Origin of the sequence: Pseudoalteromonas sp. P1-16-1b (genome assembly GCF_001401785.1) — a bacterium.
In the GTDB taxonomy this organism is placed as follows: domain Bacteria; phylum Pseudomonadota; class Gammaproteobacteria; order Enterobacterales; family Alteromonadaceae; genus Pseudoalteromonas; species Pseudoalteromonas undina.
In genome coordinates, this window is sequence record NZ_LKGQ01000003.1 from 13471 (window position 1) to 30533 (window position 17063).

At 39.9% G+C, this 17063-nt stretch carries 13 protein-coding genes; 5 read left to right on the forward strand and 8 right to left on the reverse strand.

Translation table 11 applies throughout. The features are described from left to right. Positions 1-5 precede the first annotated feature (5 nt). Together ccoO and ccoN are read right to left on the reverse strand one after the other, a co-directional pair. Positions 6-680 carry a cytochrome-c oxidase, cbb3-type subunit II gene (ccoO, locus tag AN392_RS02935; RefSeq protein WP_008109817.1) on the reverse strand — a complete coding sequence of 225 codons (675 nt, stop codon included), beginning with the start codon at positions 678-680 and terminating at the stop codon, positions 6-8. A 12-nt stretch (positions 681-692) separates the two neighbouring features. Further along, complete coding sequence (gene ccoN / locus AN392_RS02940; protein ID WP_010389600.1) at positions 693-2126, reverse strand: cytochrome-c oxidase, cbb3-type subunit I; 1434 nt, start codon at positions 2124-2126, stop codon at positions 693-695. Between the two features lie 337 nt (positions 2127-2463). Between ccoN and AN392_RS02945 the strand changes: the two genes are divergently transcribed. The 3 genes from AN392_RS02945 (at position 2464) to AN392_RS02955 (ending at position 7790) form a co-directional block, all read left to right on the forward strand. Continuing rightward, complete coding sequence (locus tag AN392_RS02945; protein ID WP_055011775.1) at positions 2464-2892, forward strand: hypothetical protein; 429 nt, start codon at positions 2464-2466, stop codon at positions 2890-2892. Between the two features lie 717 nt (positions 2893-3609). Beyond that, positions 3610-6315 carry a TonB-dependent receptor gene (locus tag AN392_RS02950; RefSeq protein ID WP_055011776.1) on the forward strand — a complete coding sequence of 902 codons (2706 nt, stop codon included), beginning with the start codon at positions 3610-3612 and terminating at the stop codon, positions 6313-6315. A gap of 107 nt (positions 6316-6422) precedes the next feature. Then, positions 6423-7790 carry a hypothetical protein gene (locus AN392_RS02955; RefSeq protein WP_010389605.1) on the forward strand — a complete coding sequence of 456 codons (1368 nt, stop codon included), beginning with the start codon at positions 6423-6425 and terminating at the stop codon, positions 7788-7790. 38 nt (positions 7791-7828) lie between these two features. Here the strand turns inward: AN392_RS02955 and AN392_RS02960 are convergent, their stop codons facing one another. The 6 genes from AN392_RS02960 to AN392_RS02985 form a co-directional block, all read right to left on the reverse strand. Beyond that, positions 7829-8083 carry a lipoprotein gene (locus AN392_RS02960; protein WP_036983007.1) on the reverse strand — a complete coding sequence of 85 codons (255 nt, stop codon included), beginning with the start codon at positions 8081-8083 and terminating at the stop codon, positions 7829-7831. A 24-nt stretch (positions 8084-8107) separates the two neighbouring features. Then, entirely contained in the window at positions 8108-8944 is an 837-nt protein-coding gene (locus AN392_RS02965; protein WP_055011777.1) for a peptidoglycan binding protein CsiV, read from the reverse strand. After that, positions 8944-12417, reverse strand: coding sequence for a transcription-repair coupling factor (mfd, locus tag AN392_RS02970; protein WP_055011778.1), 3474 nt, complete (start codon positions 12415-12417; stop codon positions 8944-8946). Before mfd ends, AN392_RS02965 begins: the two co-directional genes overlap by 1 nt. A 50-nt stretch (positions 12418-12467) precedes the next feature. Beyond that, complete coding sequence (locus AN392_RS02975; RefSeq protein ID WP_055011779.1) at positions 12468-13361, reverse strand: carbon-nitrogen hydrolase; 894 nt, start codon at positions 13359-13361, stop codon at positions 12468-12470. Beyond that, the gene (locus AN392_RS02980; protein ID WP_055011780.1) at positions 13358-14413 is read right to left on the reverse strand and encodes an agmatine/peptidylarginine deiminase; all 1056 of its coding nucleotides are present in this window, start codon (positions 14411-14413) and stop codon (positions 13358-13360) included. The genes AN392_RS02975 and AN392_RS02980 overlap by 4 nt, the downstream gene beginning before the upstream one ends. A gap of 120 nt (positions 14414-14533) precedes the next feature. Next, complete coding sequence (locus AN392_RS02985; RefSeq protein ID WP_010389613.1) at positions 14534-15136, reverse strand: PilZ domain-containing protein; 603 nt, start codon at positions 15134-15136, stop codon at positions 14534-14536. Between the two features lie 287 nt (positions 15137-15423). Between AN392_RS02985 and AN392_RS02990 the strand changes: the two genes are divergently transcribed. Then, entirely contained in the window at positions 15424-15981 is a 558-nt protein-coding gene (locus AN392_RS02990; RefSeq protein ID WP_010389615.1) for an RNA polymerase sigma factor, read from the forward strand. After that, positions 15978-17054 (forward strand): FecR family protein, encoded by a 1077-nt coding sequence (locus tag AN392_RS02995; RefSeq protein ID WP_055011781.1) that lies wholly within the window; start codon positions 15978-15980, stop codon positions 17052-17054. The genes AN392_RS02990 and AN392_RS02995 overlap by 4 nt, the downstream gene beginning before the upstream one ends. Positions 17055-17063 lie beyond the last annotated feature (9 nt).

Consider the following 17063-nt stretch of genomic DNA (forward strand, 5'->3'; position numbering starts at 1 on the left):
ATAATCTACTTCAAATGTGTGCCAAGTTGTTGCAAATAAGCAATAAGGGCTTGCATTTCTGTTGCACCTTTACCGTCATTCATTGCGTCAACTTTAGCAATGTCAGCGATTAATTCCTCGTCACTGCCATAACCTAAACCCGGGTGTTTTGGGTTTTCTGGGTTAATAGCAAACGTGTCACGGAAAATTTGTAGCTTTTTCAGAGTTAAGCTTGTATCAAGCGTGTTCTCTGCTAACCAAGGGAAGCCTGGCATATTCGACTCAGGAACCACTGCACGAGGGTCAACTAAGTGCGCATAATGCCAGTCGTCTGAGTAACGTTTACCTACACGGGCTAAGTCAGGACCAGTACGTTTAGAGCCCCACAGGAATGGGTGATCCCATACTGATTCACCTGCAACCGAGTAATGACCGTAACGCTCGACTTCATCACGAAATGGACGAATCATCTGTGAGTGACAGTTAGCGCAACCTTCACGCACATAAATGTCACGACCTTCAAACTCTAGCGCATTTAACGGGCGTAACCCATCAACGGGTTTAGTTGTGTCGTCTTGGAACATTAGCGGAGTAATTTCTACCAATGCACCAAAGCTGATTGCGAAAACAGTCAAGATGGCCATAAGGCCGATATTTTTCTCGATAATTTCGTGTTTATTTTGCGAATTTTTATTGCTCATTATCTGACTCCGTTATGCTAACTGCGCTTGTTCATCAAGTTCTAGCGAGTTATTTTTCGCTGAAACTGTACGATAAACGTTATAAGCCATAACCAGCATACCTGTAACGATGAATACACCGCCTAAGAAACGCATAACATAGAAAGGATGAGAGGCTTCTAACGACTGAACAAAGCTGTACATTAATGTACCGTCAGAGTTAACTGCACGCCACATTAGGCCTTGCATTACACCTGAAATCCACATTGCAACAATGTATAAAACAACACCCACAGTGTGTAACCAGAAGTGTGTATTGATTAATTTAATGCTGTACATACGACCTTGCGAGAATAACGCAGGGATAAGGTGGTAGATAGCACCGATAGAAATCATTGCAACCCAACCTAGTGCACCTGAGTGTACGTGACCTACAGTCCAATCTGTGTAGTGCGATAACGCATTTACAGATTTAATTGCCATCATTGGGCCTTCAAACGTCGACATACCGTAGAAAGACAATGAAACCACTAAGAAACGAAGTACTGGATCAGTACGTAACTTATGCCATGCACCTGAAAGTGTCATAATACCGTTGATCATACCACCCCAAGACGGCACGAATAAGATAATAGACATCACCATACCTAAGCTTTGCGTCCAATCAGGAAGCGCAGTGTAGTGAAGGTGGTGAGGACCTGCCCAAATGTAAAGCGAGATAAGTGCCCAAAAGTGAACAACCGATAAACGGTATGAGTAAACTGGACGACCCGCTTGCTTTGGTACAAAGTAATACATCATACCTAAGAAGCCAGCAGTAAGAAGGAAACCTACAGCATTGTGTCCGTACCACCACTGCACCATTGCATCAACCGCACCGGCGTAGATTGAGTATGATTTAGTTAGTGAGACAGGAACAGCCATGCTGTTAACAATATGAAGTACTGCAACAGTAATAATGAAACCAGCATAGAACCAGTTAGCTACATAAATATGAGCCACTTTACGTTTAGCAATAGTGCCCATAAATACAACAGCGTACGTTACCCAAACAACAGCAATTAAGATATCGATAGGCCACTCAAGTTCTGCATACTCTTTAGAACTTGAAATACCCATAGGTAGAGTAATTGCTGCTAGAACAATCACTAACTGCCAACCCCAAAAGGTGAAGGCGGCTAATTTATCTGAAAGAAGGCGCGTTTGACATGTACGTTGTACGACGTAATAAGACGTCGCAAAAAGAGCACTTGTACCAAATGCGAAAATTACTGCGTTCGTGTGTAACGGACGAAGTCGAGAGTAAGTTAACCATGGTGTGTCAAAGTTAAGTGCTGGCCAAGCTAGTTGGGCAGCAATCAGAACCCCAATACCCATGCCAACGATGCCCCAAATCACTGTCATAATAGCGAATTGGCGTACAACTTTATAATTGTACTCAGTTTGTGATGCTACTGTTTGGCTCATTTTCTGGCTTCCGCTGCAATAAATGCGTTTAGAAATGAATTACCTACTTGTTAAAGTAGGACCTACTATTATTCCAAAGTATACTATCTAAACCCCACAATATGTGGTTGTTAAAGATAATAATCTCAAGAAATACTTGTTTTTTTTGCGGTTGAAATGATAAATTTTTTGGCCTTAAAAAGATAGGTCAATTGCGTAATAATATGACATCAATCAAACTTTATTGAGTTGCTGTCTATTTTTTGAGGTGATTTGTACCTTACTCACTCATTAAAGCCGATAATCAACCAACTTGCCCTAAATGTTGGGCCCATACATTAGATATTTGAGAACCTGCATGTATATATATAGAGTATGCTTACTTTCTTTTCTATTATTTTTACTAGGTTGTGACTTTTCTGGATCAACATCAACAGCAAAAGTAAGCCAATCGCAAACCGAGTGTAAAAATAACAAACCATGTCATTTTGAAAATCAAGTTAAGGTTTGGTTAAGCGAAGAAATCTTATCACCAGAGACACCGTTTTCAATTTATGCTCACTTACCTAATGATCTAACAATAACAGCGGCTAAATTGGAGGGAGTAACTATGTATATGGGTTACATTCCATTGCAGTTTACCGAGCAAAGGAATATTTGGTTGGCCGATACTATGGTTGGGATTTGCTCAGAGCAAAATATGGTGTGGAAGCTTGTACTTACTACTAGCAATAAAAGTACTGGCATAAGTAGTAATGTTGATTACTATTTTAACGTCACTTATTGAAAGTTTTTACTATGGTGTGGTTTTTCAACTACGCTATTTCCGTATAACTCTAGTGGCAAAGCCCATTGTCCTTCACCTCACATGTAGTTACCTGAAACTGAAGCACGTCTGTTAGTGTAAGTATTTTAACTTAATAATAAGTATCCCTTTTGCACATCTACTTGCTTTAAAGATTATAGCCATCCTTTATTACCCACAAATACATTTATAAAGCCCTCGTCGATTTAACAGCTGTTTTTTATTAATGTGTAGTGAGCTCGTAATTCACTATAAGCATAAAATTTACCTGGTTAAAGCATATAGCAAAATTATTCAGACTAAATAAACAATCTACTTGCATAAATATGGTTAGTAATTAACACCTAGTTTTACCTTTTTAATAACGATCTGTGATTAACATGTTAATTTTCCTGTTTAGGGCACATTACCCTGATAATTACATTTGATTACAAACTCAACCTATTTGATTTCACGTGTGTTTTTTATGTGATTAAGGTTGCTTTAGTAATTGATTTTTAAGTGTTTTTATTAATTAACAATGAAACAATGGTTAACAACTGTACCTTTTTTGTGTACATGCAAATAAGGGTGGTCTTTTATTGCCCCGTTGTTAAGTTTTCATTCAGTTAAGGGCGCCTAAGTTGCTCCCGCTCACTCAAAAATCTCATAAAAGTGAGTGTTGCCAATTTAGGTAAATTCAACAAGTAGGGTTCATTCATGAAAAAATCAACTCTTGGTTTAGCTGTTATTGCAGCAATCCCAATGTTCTCAAGTGTTCAGGTTTTAGCTGCAGACGAAGCAGCAAAGTCAATTGAAAAAATTCAAGTAACGGGTTCTCGTATCAAGCGTTCAGATATGGAAAACGCAAGCCCTGTTACACTTATCGGTGCAGACGACATCAAAGCAATGGGCGCTACAAGTATTGATAGCGTATTACAGAAAATGACCGCTACAGGCGGTGCAATGACAAACCCAGGCGTTAATAATGGTTCTGGTGGTAATGCCCGCATAGACCTTCGCGGTCTGGGTTCAAGTCGTACTCTAGTACTTGTAAACGGTCGTCGCATGATTGCATCGGGTACTGGTGCAGCATCAACTGTTGACTTAAATACAATCCCTGTTTCTATGATCAAATCAGTGGAAGTACTAAAAGATGGCGCTTCTGCAGTTTATGGTACTGATGCAGTTGCTGGCGTAGTAAATATTATCCTAAAAGATAATTTTGAAGGCCTAGACATGAATGTTAATTCAGCAATTACTGGTGAAGGTGACGCAACAGAGAACTCAATTGATTTCACTGTTGGTAGCTCATTCGATAAAGGTAACATTGTTATCGGCATGCAATACACTGATCGTGGTAAAGCATCTCAAGCTGATCGTGATTTCTCAAACTGCCCAATTGCTGAAGGTGCTAACGGTTTATATTGCACTGGTTCTTCATACAATGAAGGTGGTCATATCTGGAATGGTACAAGCGAGAAAGGGACTATCCTTGATGCTAAAGGTGAAGAAATACAAGTATCTCTAATCAATGATAATGGTGTAACAGGACGTGGTGGCGATTACCATCGTTATACTAATGAAGATGCTTATAACTATTCACCAGCAAGCTACCTGTACACGCCAATGGAGCGTTTAAACTTAACAGGTATCGCTACATACGAACTATCTGATGACACGAGCGTATTTGCTGAGTTTACTTATACTAAGCGTTGGTCAGAGCAACAGATGGCACCACAGCCAGTTTGGTTTGATTTTGAGTACGACACTGCGACTATGGGTAACTCATTATTAAGTCAAAGCTATGATAAGCGTGTTGATTTAGATGGTGACGGCTATTTAGATAAAGATGCTGATGGTAATTACATCACACAAGAAACGAATTACGTAAATGGTGATGCAATTTCTTACGGCCGTCGTATGTCTGACACCGGCGCGCGTTACTTTGAACAATCAGTTGATACTGTTCGTGCAGTAGTGGGTGCTGAAGGTTTTGTTGGTGATTACTCTTGGGACGTGTCAGCGAACTTCGGCCGTAATGACTCTGTTGACAAGCTAAGCAACTTACACAATATGGGTGCTATTCAAGATCAAATCCTTGAAGGTAAATTTAACCCACTTGATCAATCAGCTTGGGTTTCTGAAGATTTCCGCAAAAATGTGTACACTGAAGTTAATAACGGCGGAAGCCAGCTGTTTATTCTTTCAGCATCTGTATCGGGTGAGTTATTCGAATTACCAGCAGGTTACTCTGCATTTGCTGCAGGCATAGAGCGTCGTCAAGAAAAAGCATGGTTTACACCTGACTCTTTAACTGCACAAGGCCTTGCAAACGACCCTATGGTTGAGCCAACAGCCGGCGGTTTTGACGTAAACGAAGCTTATGTTGAATTTGCTATACCTCTACTAGCAGATGCTCCTCTTGCACAAAATGTTGAATTAAGTGCAGCTATTCGTGCATTTGATTACAGCACATTTGGTTCAGATGAGACTTGGAAACTAGGTCTTACTTGGAAAGTAAATGATGAACTAATGCTACGTAGCGTCGTTTCAACAGCATTCCGTGCGCCAACGGTTTCTGAGTTGTACTCTGGCAATTCACCATCGTTTGACCAAATTGATTATCCAGGTGCTCAAGACCAAGCAGAAGTAACTGTGGGTGGTAATGATTCACTTACTCCTGAAGAAGCAGATACTTTCACTGCTGGTGTCGTATACGAGCCACAATGGCTTGACGGCTTCTCAATGACGCTTGATTACTATGAAATCGATATTGAAAATGCAATCACTAAAGTAGATAGCCAATATATTGTTGATCAGTGTTTAAATAATGGTGCAAATGCTAGCACTGCACTTTGTCAGTCAGCAGGCGTATCTATGGATGCAACTGGCCGTGTTAAATTCAATAATCAATTACAAAACGTTGGTTCTGAAAAAACATCTGGGGTTGATTTAAATCTTGCATACAGCTTTGAAGTGGCTGGCCTGAACTGGAAAACAAGCTTAGACACAACTTACTTAGATGAATATGTTGTAGAAGTTACTGGTGACCCAGTTGACTATGCAGGCATTATTACATCAGGAACGGGTGGATATGCTGACTTTAAATCTAACTTAACTGTAAGTGTTGCAGGCGATAACTGGGATGCACAATACCAAGCTCGTTACATAGCTGGTATGGATAGCTTCGCATGTATCGGAAAAGAAGATTCTTGTTATGCACCAAGCACTCCAACAGTAGTTTACCATGATATCAGCGGTAATTACTTAGTGAATGACACAGTAACTTTATCTGCAGGTGTAAACAACTTGTTTGATAAGCAACCTCCTTACTACACAGGTAATAACGATTCAAATACTGACCCGTACACATACGATGTACTAGGTCGTCGTTTCTTCGCAGGTGTAAACGTTAAATTCTAATTTTAACTAATTAGAACCATTAAAAGGCCTAGTATTTACTAGGCCTTTTTTGTTGAACAAAATTAAAGAGGCACGTAAACTCAGGTAGAAAACCAAAGGAGGCATCATTGTTAAAGCAAGACGAAAATTTATCGTTTGTTATTGAACCGCAATTATCACCGCGTGCAGAGCAGCGTCTCGATCTTTATTTTTCTATCCCAAATGAAATGGGTATTAATGCACAAACACTTAGCGAAGAGTCTTACTTTAATAATCAATTTAAATCTTTTGTAGCCTATAACGCTAATAATATTCATCTTCCATTGGTACGAAGCCGCTTTGTGAGTAAAAACAAAGGTGAGCAACAAGACTACCGACAAAACTTAAATTTATATTGTTACCAAGTACGCCTTGCTATTGATGCAGATATTAAAGATGCGTTAAAAATTCAAGAAAGCGATGAATTTTATCAACGGGCTATGGAGCTTTGCGAGCAAAGCCAAAGTCTACTTCGAAAACTCAGACGTTACACCCCTGATAACGAAAAGCTGATTCCGTTTTATACCAATGCTGATAACTACCTAAGCTGGCAGATTGAACAAACGTTTTTAAAGCTGCTTGATGAAGGGCCGCGTAGTAGCGATCACGCTAAAGAGCGAAATGACTTATTAAATTTTTGTAAGTCAGAGAGTGAGTACCGGGCAGAGCAACAATATAATTCTGACTCAACACTTAAAGACGCCAACAGAATCACCAATAAAATGCGCCTATTACAGCGTTTAATAGAGCATGGAGTGATTTTACAGCGCCAAACACGCTATCTTAATAGTTATTTAAAACGCTTGGTAAAAGGCTCTGTTACGGCTGTTATAATGGCCTTTGTGATGGTAGTAATACTCAATGCGCGTTCTACCTTTACTGAAATAACCGCTTCATTGATTTTAATTTTAGGGGTTATTTACGGGCTGAGAGAAATATTTAAAGAAGATATTACCCGTATTATTTGGCGTGCTATTGTGCGGGGGCGGCCAAAATGGCGCTTTATTTTTAAAAACAGTATTACAAAAGATAAAGTAGCCAGTCAGTTTATTTGGTTAGAATACACGCGGTTTAAAAAAATCCCTAAAGAAGTGAGGAAAATTTTCTCTAAGCGTCGTCAGCAAAATAAACAGGCGGCGCAATGGCTGCATTTTGCTAGTGAAACGCGGGTCAGTGCTAAAGAATTTTTGCCAGGCTACGATAGCTTACAGCAAACACTGCAATTTAATCTTGCACCGTTTGCACGTTATTTAAAAAAGGGGGAAGGGAAGCTGTACCATTTAGAAAATAATAAAATTTCTAAGCAGGGAGTGGAAAGACGCTACCAATTAAATATGGTATTGGTTTTAACCGAATCTGATAATGCGCTGTATCAACGCTATAAAATCACTTTAAATCGCAGTAAAATTGTTAATATAGAGCTAATTTACACTAGTGACACTAAAAAAGAGGAATAACACAGGTTATTCCTCTTCTTTACTTAAATTAAACTAGACTATTTATCCGTTAGTCCTTTTTTGCTGTATAGCGTTACTTTGTCTGATACTAAGGTAATTTCGATATTTTTAGCGTCATTACCCCAAGTACAACTAGTATGCAGTGTTTTTTCTACACAATTATCAGCACTGCCTAAAAGAGCTTCAACTTCTGTTTTGTCCATACCGATTTTAATCTTTTCATAATTTTCTAAGTTTACTTTTGAACAAGCAGCAAGACTCAGTGCCGCTGCAATAATAAGTAATTTTTTCATTGTTATTTTCCTTGAATAATACCGTTAATGATTAAATTTTCGAATTTGCACAATCATCCCCATACGAGGGTGATCAAAATAATGAATGTCTTCACTGAACACTCGCCTAAACTGTGAAAAGCGGGCTGATTCTAGATCGCCATTGTCACGTTTTTCACTTATATCAAAGTGTGCATTAATAAATAAGTAATGGCGCAAGTGTATTTTAAATAGCCCATCTAACTCCCATTTCATGTCAGAAGATTGAGCTTCGTCAAATAGTGGTTCAGGCGTATTTATTAAGCTAATAAAATCAGAATCGGCGTAACTAATCGCAGTGTTTATATTGTTTTTTAATTGGCTGCCTGCAAACAAATGAATGCTAGGCGAGCGTGACTTGCTCGCACCCTCAAATCGCCACCCGGTATGCAATAAAGGAGTTAGTCCTTTGCGGTCTAGGGCTTGGCGTTGTGATTGAAACTGCAATTGCTCAGGGGCTAACAGGTAAGTTTGCTCCATCGTCTCTTGTGCAGGTGCTTGAGGTATTACTGGTAACACATCGTAACTTTTTACATAATCAATGCTGTCGTTACACGCTGCTGACTGAGGATTTGAGTTGACTAAAGTGTCAGCAAAGGTACGTTTTTGAAAACGCGGATCGCCATTTATACACGCGTCCATTGCTTGTTTTTTATAAACAGGGCTTAGTAAATCTAAGGTGTTTTTATCTTCTATGGCGTCGTGCTTTAAGCTAAAGTCTTCTTGTAGGTATGGAGCAGGGCGTTGTTTAAATATCAACACTTCTACTTCAAACCAACGCTCTGCAAATGCAGTACTACTAAACAAGCAGCATAAAACAACCAGCGATTTTTTCAGCAACATTAATGGCTAACCTTTTTTTCGAAATCTGCAATCATAGCAGTGATCATTTTTAAGCGTTCACGGGCATTCGCCTCGCTAATGGCAAAGCGTAATTTATTTGCGCCATCCATCTTATAAATATGTGGCGCACTTTGTATCAAACCAATAATGAAGCTAGGATTAACCTTAGTATTTTGACTAAACTCAAAGTAGCCCCCTTTCGGGTTTGCCTCTATTTTGGTTATGCCTAGATTACTCGCTTGCATCTTTAGTTGTTGTAAACTAAATAAGTTTTTAGCTGCATCGGGCAATAAACCAAAGCGGTCTATTAATTCAACTTGCAGCTCATCAATATCAGCAAGGTTAGCACAACTTGCTACTCGCTTGTACATACCTAAACGCGCGTTAACATCATGAATATAATCATCTGGTAACAAAGCAGGTAGCTTTAAGTCTACTTCTGTTTGTTTTTGTAATAGATTTTCAAGAGTTGGCTCTTGACCATTTTTAAGTGCGTTAACGGCCTGTTCAAGCATTTCCATATACAAATTAAAGCCAATGGTTTGCATTTGCCCTGATTGATCATCCCCTAATAGCTCACCCGCACCACGAATTTCTAAATCATGAGTTGCTAAGGCAAAGCCAGCGCCTAAATCTTCTAATGAGGCAATCGCGTCTAAACGTTTTTTCGCATCTTTAGAGAGTGCCTTAGGGTTACCGGTAAGTAAATAAGCATAGGCTTGGTGATGGCTTCTACCTACACGTCCGCGTAATTGGTGTAGTTGAGCAAGACCAAGTTTATCGGCTCTATCCATAATTATGGTGTTTGCTGTGGGCACATCAATACCGGTTTCAATAATCGTGGTACACACAAGGACATTGTATTTTTGATGATAAAAGTCGGTCATTATTTGCTCAAGCTCTTGCTCTCGCATTTGACCATGTGCAGAGGTTACTGTTGCCTCAGGCACCCATTCGCTAATTTCTTGAGCGACACGTTCAATAGTTTCTACGTTGTTATGTAAAAAGTATACTTGGCCGCCACGTTTAATTTCACGTAGTACCGCTTCGCGAATTAGCTCTTCGTCGCGTTGGCGTACAAAGGTTTTAACCGCTAAACGTTTAGCCGGTGGAGTGGCAATAATTGATAAATCACGCATGCCACTCATCGCCATGTTTAATGTACGCGGAATAGGGGTTGCGGTCAGAGTGAGTATGTCAACATCTGCTCTCAGGGCTTTAATTTTTTCTTTTTGACGAACCCCAAATCGGTGTTCTTCATCAACAATTAACAGGCCTAAATCTTTAAAGTTGATATCTTGTTGAATCAATTTATGAGTGCCAATAACCACATCTAGCTTGCCATCATTCATTCTTTCAAGGGTTTCTTTTTGCTCTTTGGCCGAATTAAAACGCGATAGCACCCCCACTTCAATTGGAAAATCAGCAAAGCGGTCTTTAAAGTTATCGTAGTGTTGTTGAGCAAGTAGGGTGGTAGGGACTAAAATAGCCACCTGCTTATTATCGTTAACAGCTACAAAGGCTGCCCGCATAGCTACTTCGGTTTTACCAAAACCAACATCACCACATACTAAACGATCCATGGCTTGTTTTGACTGCATATCACCAAGTACCGCTTCAATGGCGTTACGTTGATCATCTGTTTCTTCAAACGGAAAGCTATCACTAAATTGGCGATAAGCTTGGCCATCAAGCGTAAACTTATTACCTGGCTTGGCTTGGCGTTGTGCGTAAATATCGAGTAACTCTGCAGCCACATCGCGTACTTTTTCAGCGGCGCGTTTTTTCGCTTTATCCCAGGCATCAGAGCCGAGCTTATGCAGTGGCGCACTGGCCTCTTCACCTCCAGAATAACGACTAAGCATATGAAGTGCCGATACCGGCACATACAGTTTTGCTTCACCTGCATAAGTAATAGTCACAAATTCAGTCACCACACCGGCGGCATCAATCGTTTGCAGCCCTTGATAACGGCCCACACCATGGTCAAGGTGCACAACCGGTTGGCCTTCTTTAAGCTCTGCTAAGTTACGAATTAACGCGTCTTGGCTTGCTTCATACTTGTGCTTACGGCGTCTGCGTTGTGATACTTTGATCCCAAGCAATTCTTGCTCGGTAATAATGCTCAAACTTGGTTTAGTGCTAAGCACCACACTTTGCTCAAGCGGACTGACAATTAAACCAACGTCATTACTGCTGTTGGTAAACTGCTCAAAGCTATCAAATTCTTTAAATTTTAAGCCGCTAGGTTTTAATATACTCAGTAATGATTCGCGTCGACCGTCCGACTCAACACTAATAACCACTCGGCCTTTTTTCTTTTTTTGCTCAGCTACATAGTTAATAAATGCATCGTAGGGTTGGTGTTGTTTATGATCGATGCGTACATTAGGCAATTCATTAACTGCGAGATTTTTATTGCCCGCTTTTGTCCCTAGCTTTGCTTGCGATAGACGAATTCGGCCATAATTACCTAAATTGGAAAACAGCTCATTAATTGGCTGATATAACTCATCGGGCGGTAATAGTGGGCGCAGAGGATCTACTCGGCGGTTCTCATAGCGTACATTAACATCGTGCCAAAAGTTATCTGCTGCATGCTCTAAATCCCCTAATTGCATGACGGTTGTTGAGTCAGGCAAGTAGTCAAAAATGGTTGCTAAGCCTTCAAAAAACAGCGGCATGTAGTATTCTATACCTGCTGGCCAATTACCCTTGCTGACCTGCATGTAGACTGAGTCTTGCTCAGCACTTGCGCCAAATTTTTCACGATAGCTTATTCTGAAACGTTCAATATCTGATTCGTTAGTAGGAAACTCATGAGCAGGTAGTAGCTCAATTTTTTCTACTTTTTCGTCTGAGCGCTGAGTTTCCACATCAAATAAACGGATGGTATCAAGCTCATCATCAAAAAAGTCGAGCCTAAATGGATGCTTACTCCCCATGGGGTATAAATCAACAATTGAGCCGCGTATAGCGTACTCGCCATGCTCCATGACTTGTTGCACATGTAAGTAACCCGCTTGCTCTAAATTGTCCCGCAGAGCATGGGTGTCTAATCTATCGCCTACTTTAAAATTCAGCGTTGAGCCGTATATAAATGATGCTGGGGCAGTGCGCAGCATCAAGGTTGATACCGGAACAATGAGTACGCTTTGTTGCTCTTTTTTCAGTGTATTGAGTGTTGCTAAACGTGCTGAAATAATATCTTGGTGGGGCGAGAAGTGATCATAAGGCAATGTTTCCCAATCTGGAAAAACCATTACTGGGTTATCAGGCAGCAAATACTCTAATTCTGTTTCAAGGCGCAGAGCACTTGGTGTATCAGGGGTAACAATTAACACTAAGTTGTCTTGCTGCTTAACACCTTGTGCAATAGCAATGCTTAAGCCACTGCCTAGAAGTTCGCCCCATTGAATTTTATCTTTTTGAGATTTTACCCAAGGCAAGGCTGCCCATTGCTCAAACGCCATTAATTACTCCATTAAATTAGGCTCTTAACGAGTAAGAACCACATTATTATTTAGTCACGGTAAATTTTTGTTAAATCTTGATAATGATCAATTCTACGGTCGCGTAAATACGGCCAGATACGTCTTACGTTCTCGCTGCGTTTTTGATCAAGTTTTACCATTAATATTTGTTCATTTTGGTTATCAGCCTCTGCCAACATTTCGCCTTGAGGGCCTGCAATAAAAGAGTTGCCCCAAAATTGAATGCCGTCACTTTGACCGCTCGGGTCGCTTTCATGACCAACTCGATTACAGCTAATCACCGGAACGCCATTAGCAACCGCATGCGCTCGCTGTGAAATAACCCAAGCATCTTTTTGGCGGGTTTGCTCGTTTTTATCATCGCGTGGATCCCAGCCAATAGCTGTTGGGTAGATTAAAAGTTCAGCGCCGGCCATTGCCATTAAACGCGCGGCTTCAGGAAACCATTGATCCCAACACACCAGTACACCTAGTTTACCTACAGAGGTTTGAATAGGCTCAAAGCCTAAGTCCCCGGGAGTAAAGTAAAATTTTTCATAAAACCCTGGGTCGTCTGGAATATGCATTTTACGGTATTTACCTGCAATGCTGCCGTCTTTTTCAAGCACCACGGCGGTATTGTGATAAAGACCCGTAGCACGTTTCTCAAATAATGAAGCTACAATAACAATACCGAGCTCTTTTGCGAGTTCGCCTAAAGTGTTGCTACTTGGGCCTGGTATTGTTTCGGCCAAATCAAATACATCAACGTCTTCGGTTTGGCAAAAATATAAACTGCGGTGTAACTCTTGTAATACAACAAGTTGCGCGCCTTTACTAGCGGCATCGCGAATGCCCGCAATTGACTTTTCAATATTATGTTCAGCGTTGTCACTGTTGCTTTGTTGCACTAAGGCAACTGATAAATGTGCAGGGCTTGTCATTGTACTGCTCCAGCTAAAAATCCACGAGGTAATTGCATTGTAATGCAGTGAAGACTGCCAAATTGCTCAATAATAGGTAAACAATTTACACCAATAATTGTGTGCTCTGGGTATGCTTTTTGAACTTGTGTTAAAGCACGTTGGTCGTTTACATCGTCATAAATGGGCACTAGTACTGCGTTATTTATAATTAAGTAATTTGCATAGGTGGCAGGTAGACGCGTATTTTCATCGTCATACACGGCTTTTGGCCACGGTAACTCAATTAGCTTATATGGGGTGTTATCAGCAGTTTTAAAGCTTTGTAGTTGTTTTTCCATGGCATCTAGCGCGCTAAAATGCTCATCGCTTTTATCGTCACATTTTACATACACAAGGGTGTTGTTAGGTGCAAAGCGAACGAGCGTATCAATGTGGCTATCGGTGTCGTCACCGGCTAAATAACCATGATCAACCCATAAAAAATCAGTAGCGCCTAAGTGCGCTTTTAAAAGTACTTCTATGTCACTTGGGTTTAAATCAGGGTTACGGTTTTTATTCAGTAAACATTCGCTGGTTGTTAGCAATACACCATGTTCATTAATTTCAATACCACCGCCTTCAAGCACCATATCGAGGGCTTGATACTGGTTACTTGTATTACTTAGCTGTTTAACTAATGTGTGGTTTATTTGATTATCAAGGGCGCTTTCAAACTTATTACCCCAGCCATTAAAGGTAAAGTCGTAGACTTTTAATTGATCTGGCTTTTCTATAGCGCTGCACGTAAGTGGGCCATGGTCACGCGCCCACGTGTCGTTAGTAGGAGTAACAACAAAATATACACGGGTCTGCTCAATACCAGCATCATTTAGTAATGAGTTAATGTGGGTTTTTAATACCTCATCATGAGCAACAATCACTAAGGCTTGTTGCGCGGTAATATGTTTTGCAAGTTCAATATAAACGGGTTCAACACGTGCTAAATTATCAGCCCAATCGGTATTTTTATGGGGCCATGTAAGCATAACAGCATCTTGCTCGGCCCATTCAGGTAAAAGTCTAAAGTTCATGGATTTTTAATACAAATAAAGATGGGGCTAGTTTAGCAGTTCAATTACAGCTAAGTCACTTTTAAATAAACGTTTGAACTACAATTTAAAGCGATTTAAACAGGTAAATAAACACTCGTGTTACTCGTTTGAACTCTCTTTCGCTTTTTCAAGTTGTTGGCGCTTTTTAAGTTGGCGTGTTTGCGCATGTAAACTGGCTCTAACAACCAACTCTTGATCACTGTCTCTTATTGATACAAACAGCAGGGTATACTGGTAATGCTCATTGTCTTGTTTTTCTATAGCAACAACTTCGCTATAACAATACACCGCAGAGGCTTCATGCTGTAAAAACAGTTTGGTACGAAATTTCTGACCTAATGTGTACAAATGTTCACTGGTAAACTTAATTCCGCCGCCGCCATAACTGTCGCAATAAATTGAGTTATCTTCAGGTTGTTCTGAAGCTAAAATATGGCTCATGATCAAATCTATTTTACGCGACTGGGCTTGTAAAAACGTTGTCAGTTCTTGGGCAATATCTCCTAAGTTACGCAAAGGGCCTAAAGCGCTTTGATCTAAACTACTGACTTCGTTAGCAAGTTTAAATAAAGGCGGAATATCTGCGTCTAGTTCAGCCAAACTTTTTGGTACCACTGCGTCATCTACGGCAAATAGATTGACGCGATTGCTCTCTTCAATTTGAAAGTAAAGCTCAAAATCAGCTAATTTTTGATTATTCATTTTTAACTCCTAGCCTCTATCCGTTAATAGTAGCGTTGCGGTTATTAAATTACTACACAGCAACCCAATAAAAATTAAGCTAAATAAGGGTTTGGCTTCACTATAAAAACGCTAGGGGTGCTACTTTTAATACAGCCATAATGATTAAGAATATAATAAATATTAATACATTTATACTGAGTACGTATATTCGCAACTAATAAATAACCAATAATTAACAAAATGCCTTGTAATTAACCATAAAACTCGTAATCTTACCGTAATAATAATAACAAGGGACTACCCACGTGGCTCGAGGAATTAAATTAGCCAGTACATTCTCAGATATATCCACGCAACTGCGGCGCTTTGTGTCTAAAATTGTGTTACCTGACGATGTTGATGATATTGTTCAAGAAACCTTTGTTAAAAGTTATGAAGCAGAGCTAAAACAAGATATTCAATACACCCGCAGCTATATGTTGAAAACAGCTAAACATCTCGCCCTAAATCATATAGCTAAATGGGATAATAAATTTAGTACTCCTTTAAATCACGAAACTGAACTTCCTAAATTGCTTAAATCAATGCAATTAGAAGATGAATACACCTCCAAAGAACGTTTTTTACTATTTTGTCGTGCTACTGAGCAGCTAAGCCCTGTAGTGAGAAAATGTTTTATATTAAAAAAAGTATATGGGATGAGCCAAAAAGAGATCGCACAGCAAATGCAGCTAAGTCAAAGTACGGTAGAAAAGCACATTGCTAAAGGGCTACTAAACACCATGCTATATATGCGCGATCAAGTGCAAGATGAGAGTGAACATTGCCAACAAAGTGCGAACATAGTGAGGGCAGTAAAATGAGTAACATCCATCAATTTACTTCAAAAGAATTAATCTTAGAAAAAGCATCGCAATGGATAAGTGCGATTGATCGTGGCTTAAGTACACAAGAGCAAGAGCAATTTAAACTGTGGATGCTACAAAGCACGGCTCATCAGAATGCGGTATATGAATTAGCACAATTATGGGATGACTTAAGTGTGCTTAACGAGCTCAGCGTATTGTTTCCTAATAAGCACTCTGCAGGCATTAAAACAAAGCCTTCCTATGTATATGGTATTGCGGCAAGTGTTGTTGCAGCTTTAATGATGTGCAGCTACTTTTTGCTGAACATGGGGAGCAACTTTAACCAAAATTTAGCTAAAGTAAATTACACAAAAATTTATAAAACAAAGGTTGGCGAGCAAGCAACCTATGTTTTACCAGATGGCACAATAGTTCAGCTTAATACTAATAGTTCACTAGAAGTCGCTTATAGCCAAGGACGTAGACAGTTATTACTAAGCCGTGGAGAAGGGCGTTTTAATGTAGCTAAAGATGCATCACGCCCGTTTAGTGTGATGGCGGGGGATAAAAGCTTTACCGCGCTTGGTACAGTATTTAATGTGCAGCGCAATACCTCTTCTGATCTCGAATTGGTAGTAACTGAAGGTAAAGTGATGATCACCGACCCTAGTGTTGCTGTTAATGCTGACGATTTTAAAGCGTATCAGCAAGCTGATAACAGCAATCACGAAATCCGCCAGATCAATGCCAATATAGTGATATCGGGTGAAAAAGCCATTATTGAACAGAGCGTAACTAAACCAATTACACAATTATCGGTTGATGACGTACAACGCGATTTAGCATGGCAAAATGGCATGTTGATATTCAATGGCGAGCAACTGGTTGATGCCTTAAACGAAGTTAGCCGTTATACCGCCACGCGATTTGAACTATCATCTGATGAATTAGCGCGCATTAAAGTGGCTGGCGTCTTCAAAGCAGGTGATGTTGCAGGGCTGTTAGAGAGCTTACAAAATAATTTTTCAATTGAGCATGAACGTTTAGGCGAGCATGTTGTTAGTTTAAAATATCAAAAAAAATCATAGGTAATGGTA

Coding starts and splice junctions, on each gene's coding strand:
- ccoO (WP_008109817.1), bottom strand. CDS start 680: ATGAGCAATAAAAATTCGCAAAATAAACACGAAATTATCGAGAAAAAT.
- ccoN (WP_010389600.1), bottom strand. CDS start 2,126: ATGAGCCAAACAGTAGCATCACAAACTGAGTACAATTATAAAGTTGTA.
- AN392_RS02945 (WP_055011775.1), top strand. CDS start 2,464: ATGTATATATATAGAGTATGCTTACTTTCTTTTCTATTATTTTTACTA.
- AN392_RS02950 (WP_055011776.1), top strand. CDS start 3,610: ATGAAAAAATCAACTCTTGGTTTAGCTGTTATTGCAGCAATCCCAATG.
- AN392_RS02960 (WP_036983007.1), bottom strand. CDS start 8,083: ATGAAAAAATTACTTATTATTGCAGCGGCACTGAGTCTTGCTGCTTGT.
- AN392_RS02965 (WP_055011777.1), bottom strand. CDS start 8,944: ATGTTGCTGAAAAAATCGCTGGTTGTTTTATGCTGCTTGTTTAGTAGT.
- mfd (WP_055011778.1), bottom strand. CDS start 12,417: ATGGCGTTTGAGCAATGGGCAGCCTTGCCTTGGGTAAAATCTCAAAAA.
- AN392_RS02975 (WP_055011779.1), bottom strand. CDS start 13,361: ATGACAAGCCCTGCACATTTATCAGTTGCCTTAGTGCAACAAAGCAAC.
- AN392_RS02980 (WP_055011780.1), bottom strand. CDS start 14,413: ATGAACTTTAGACTTTTACCTGAATGGGCCGAGCAAGATGCTGTTATG.
- AN392_RS02985 (WP_010389613.1), bottom strand. CDS start 15,136: ATGAATAATCAAAAATTAGCTGATTTTGAGCTTTACTTTCAAATTGAA.
- AN392_RS02995 (WP_055011781.1), top strand. CDS start 15,978: ATGAGTAACATCCATCAATTTACTTCAAAAGAATTAATCTTAGAAAAA.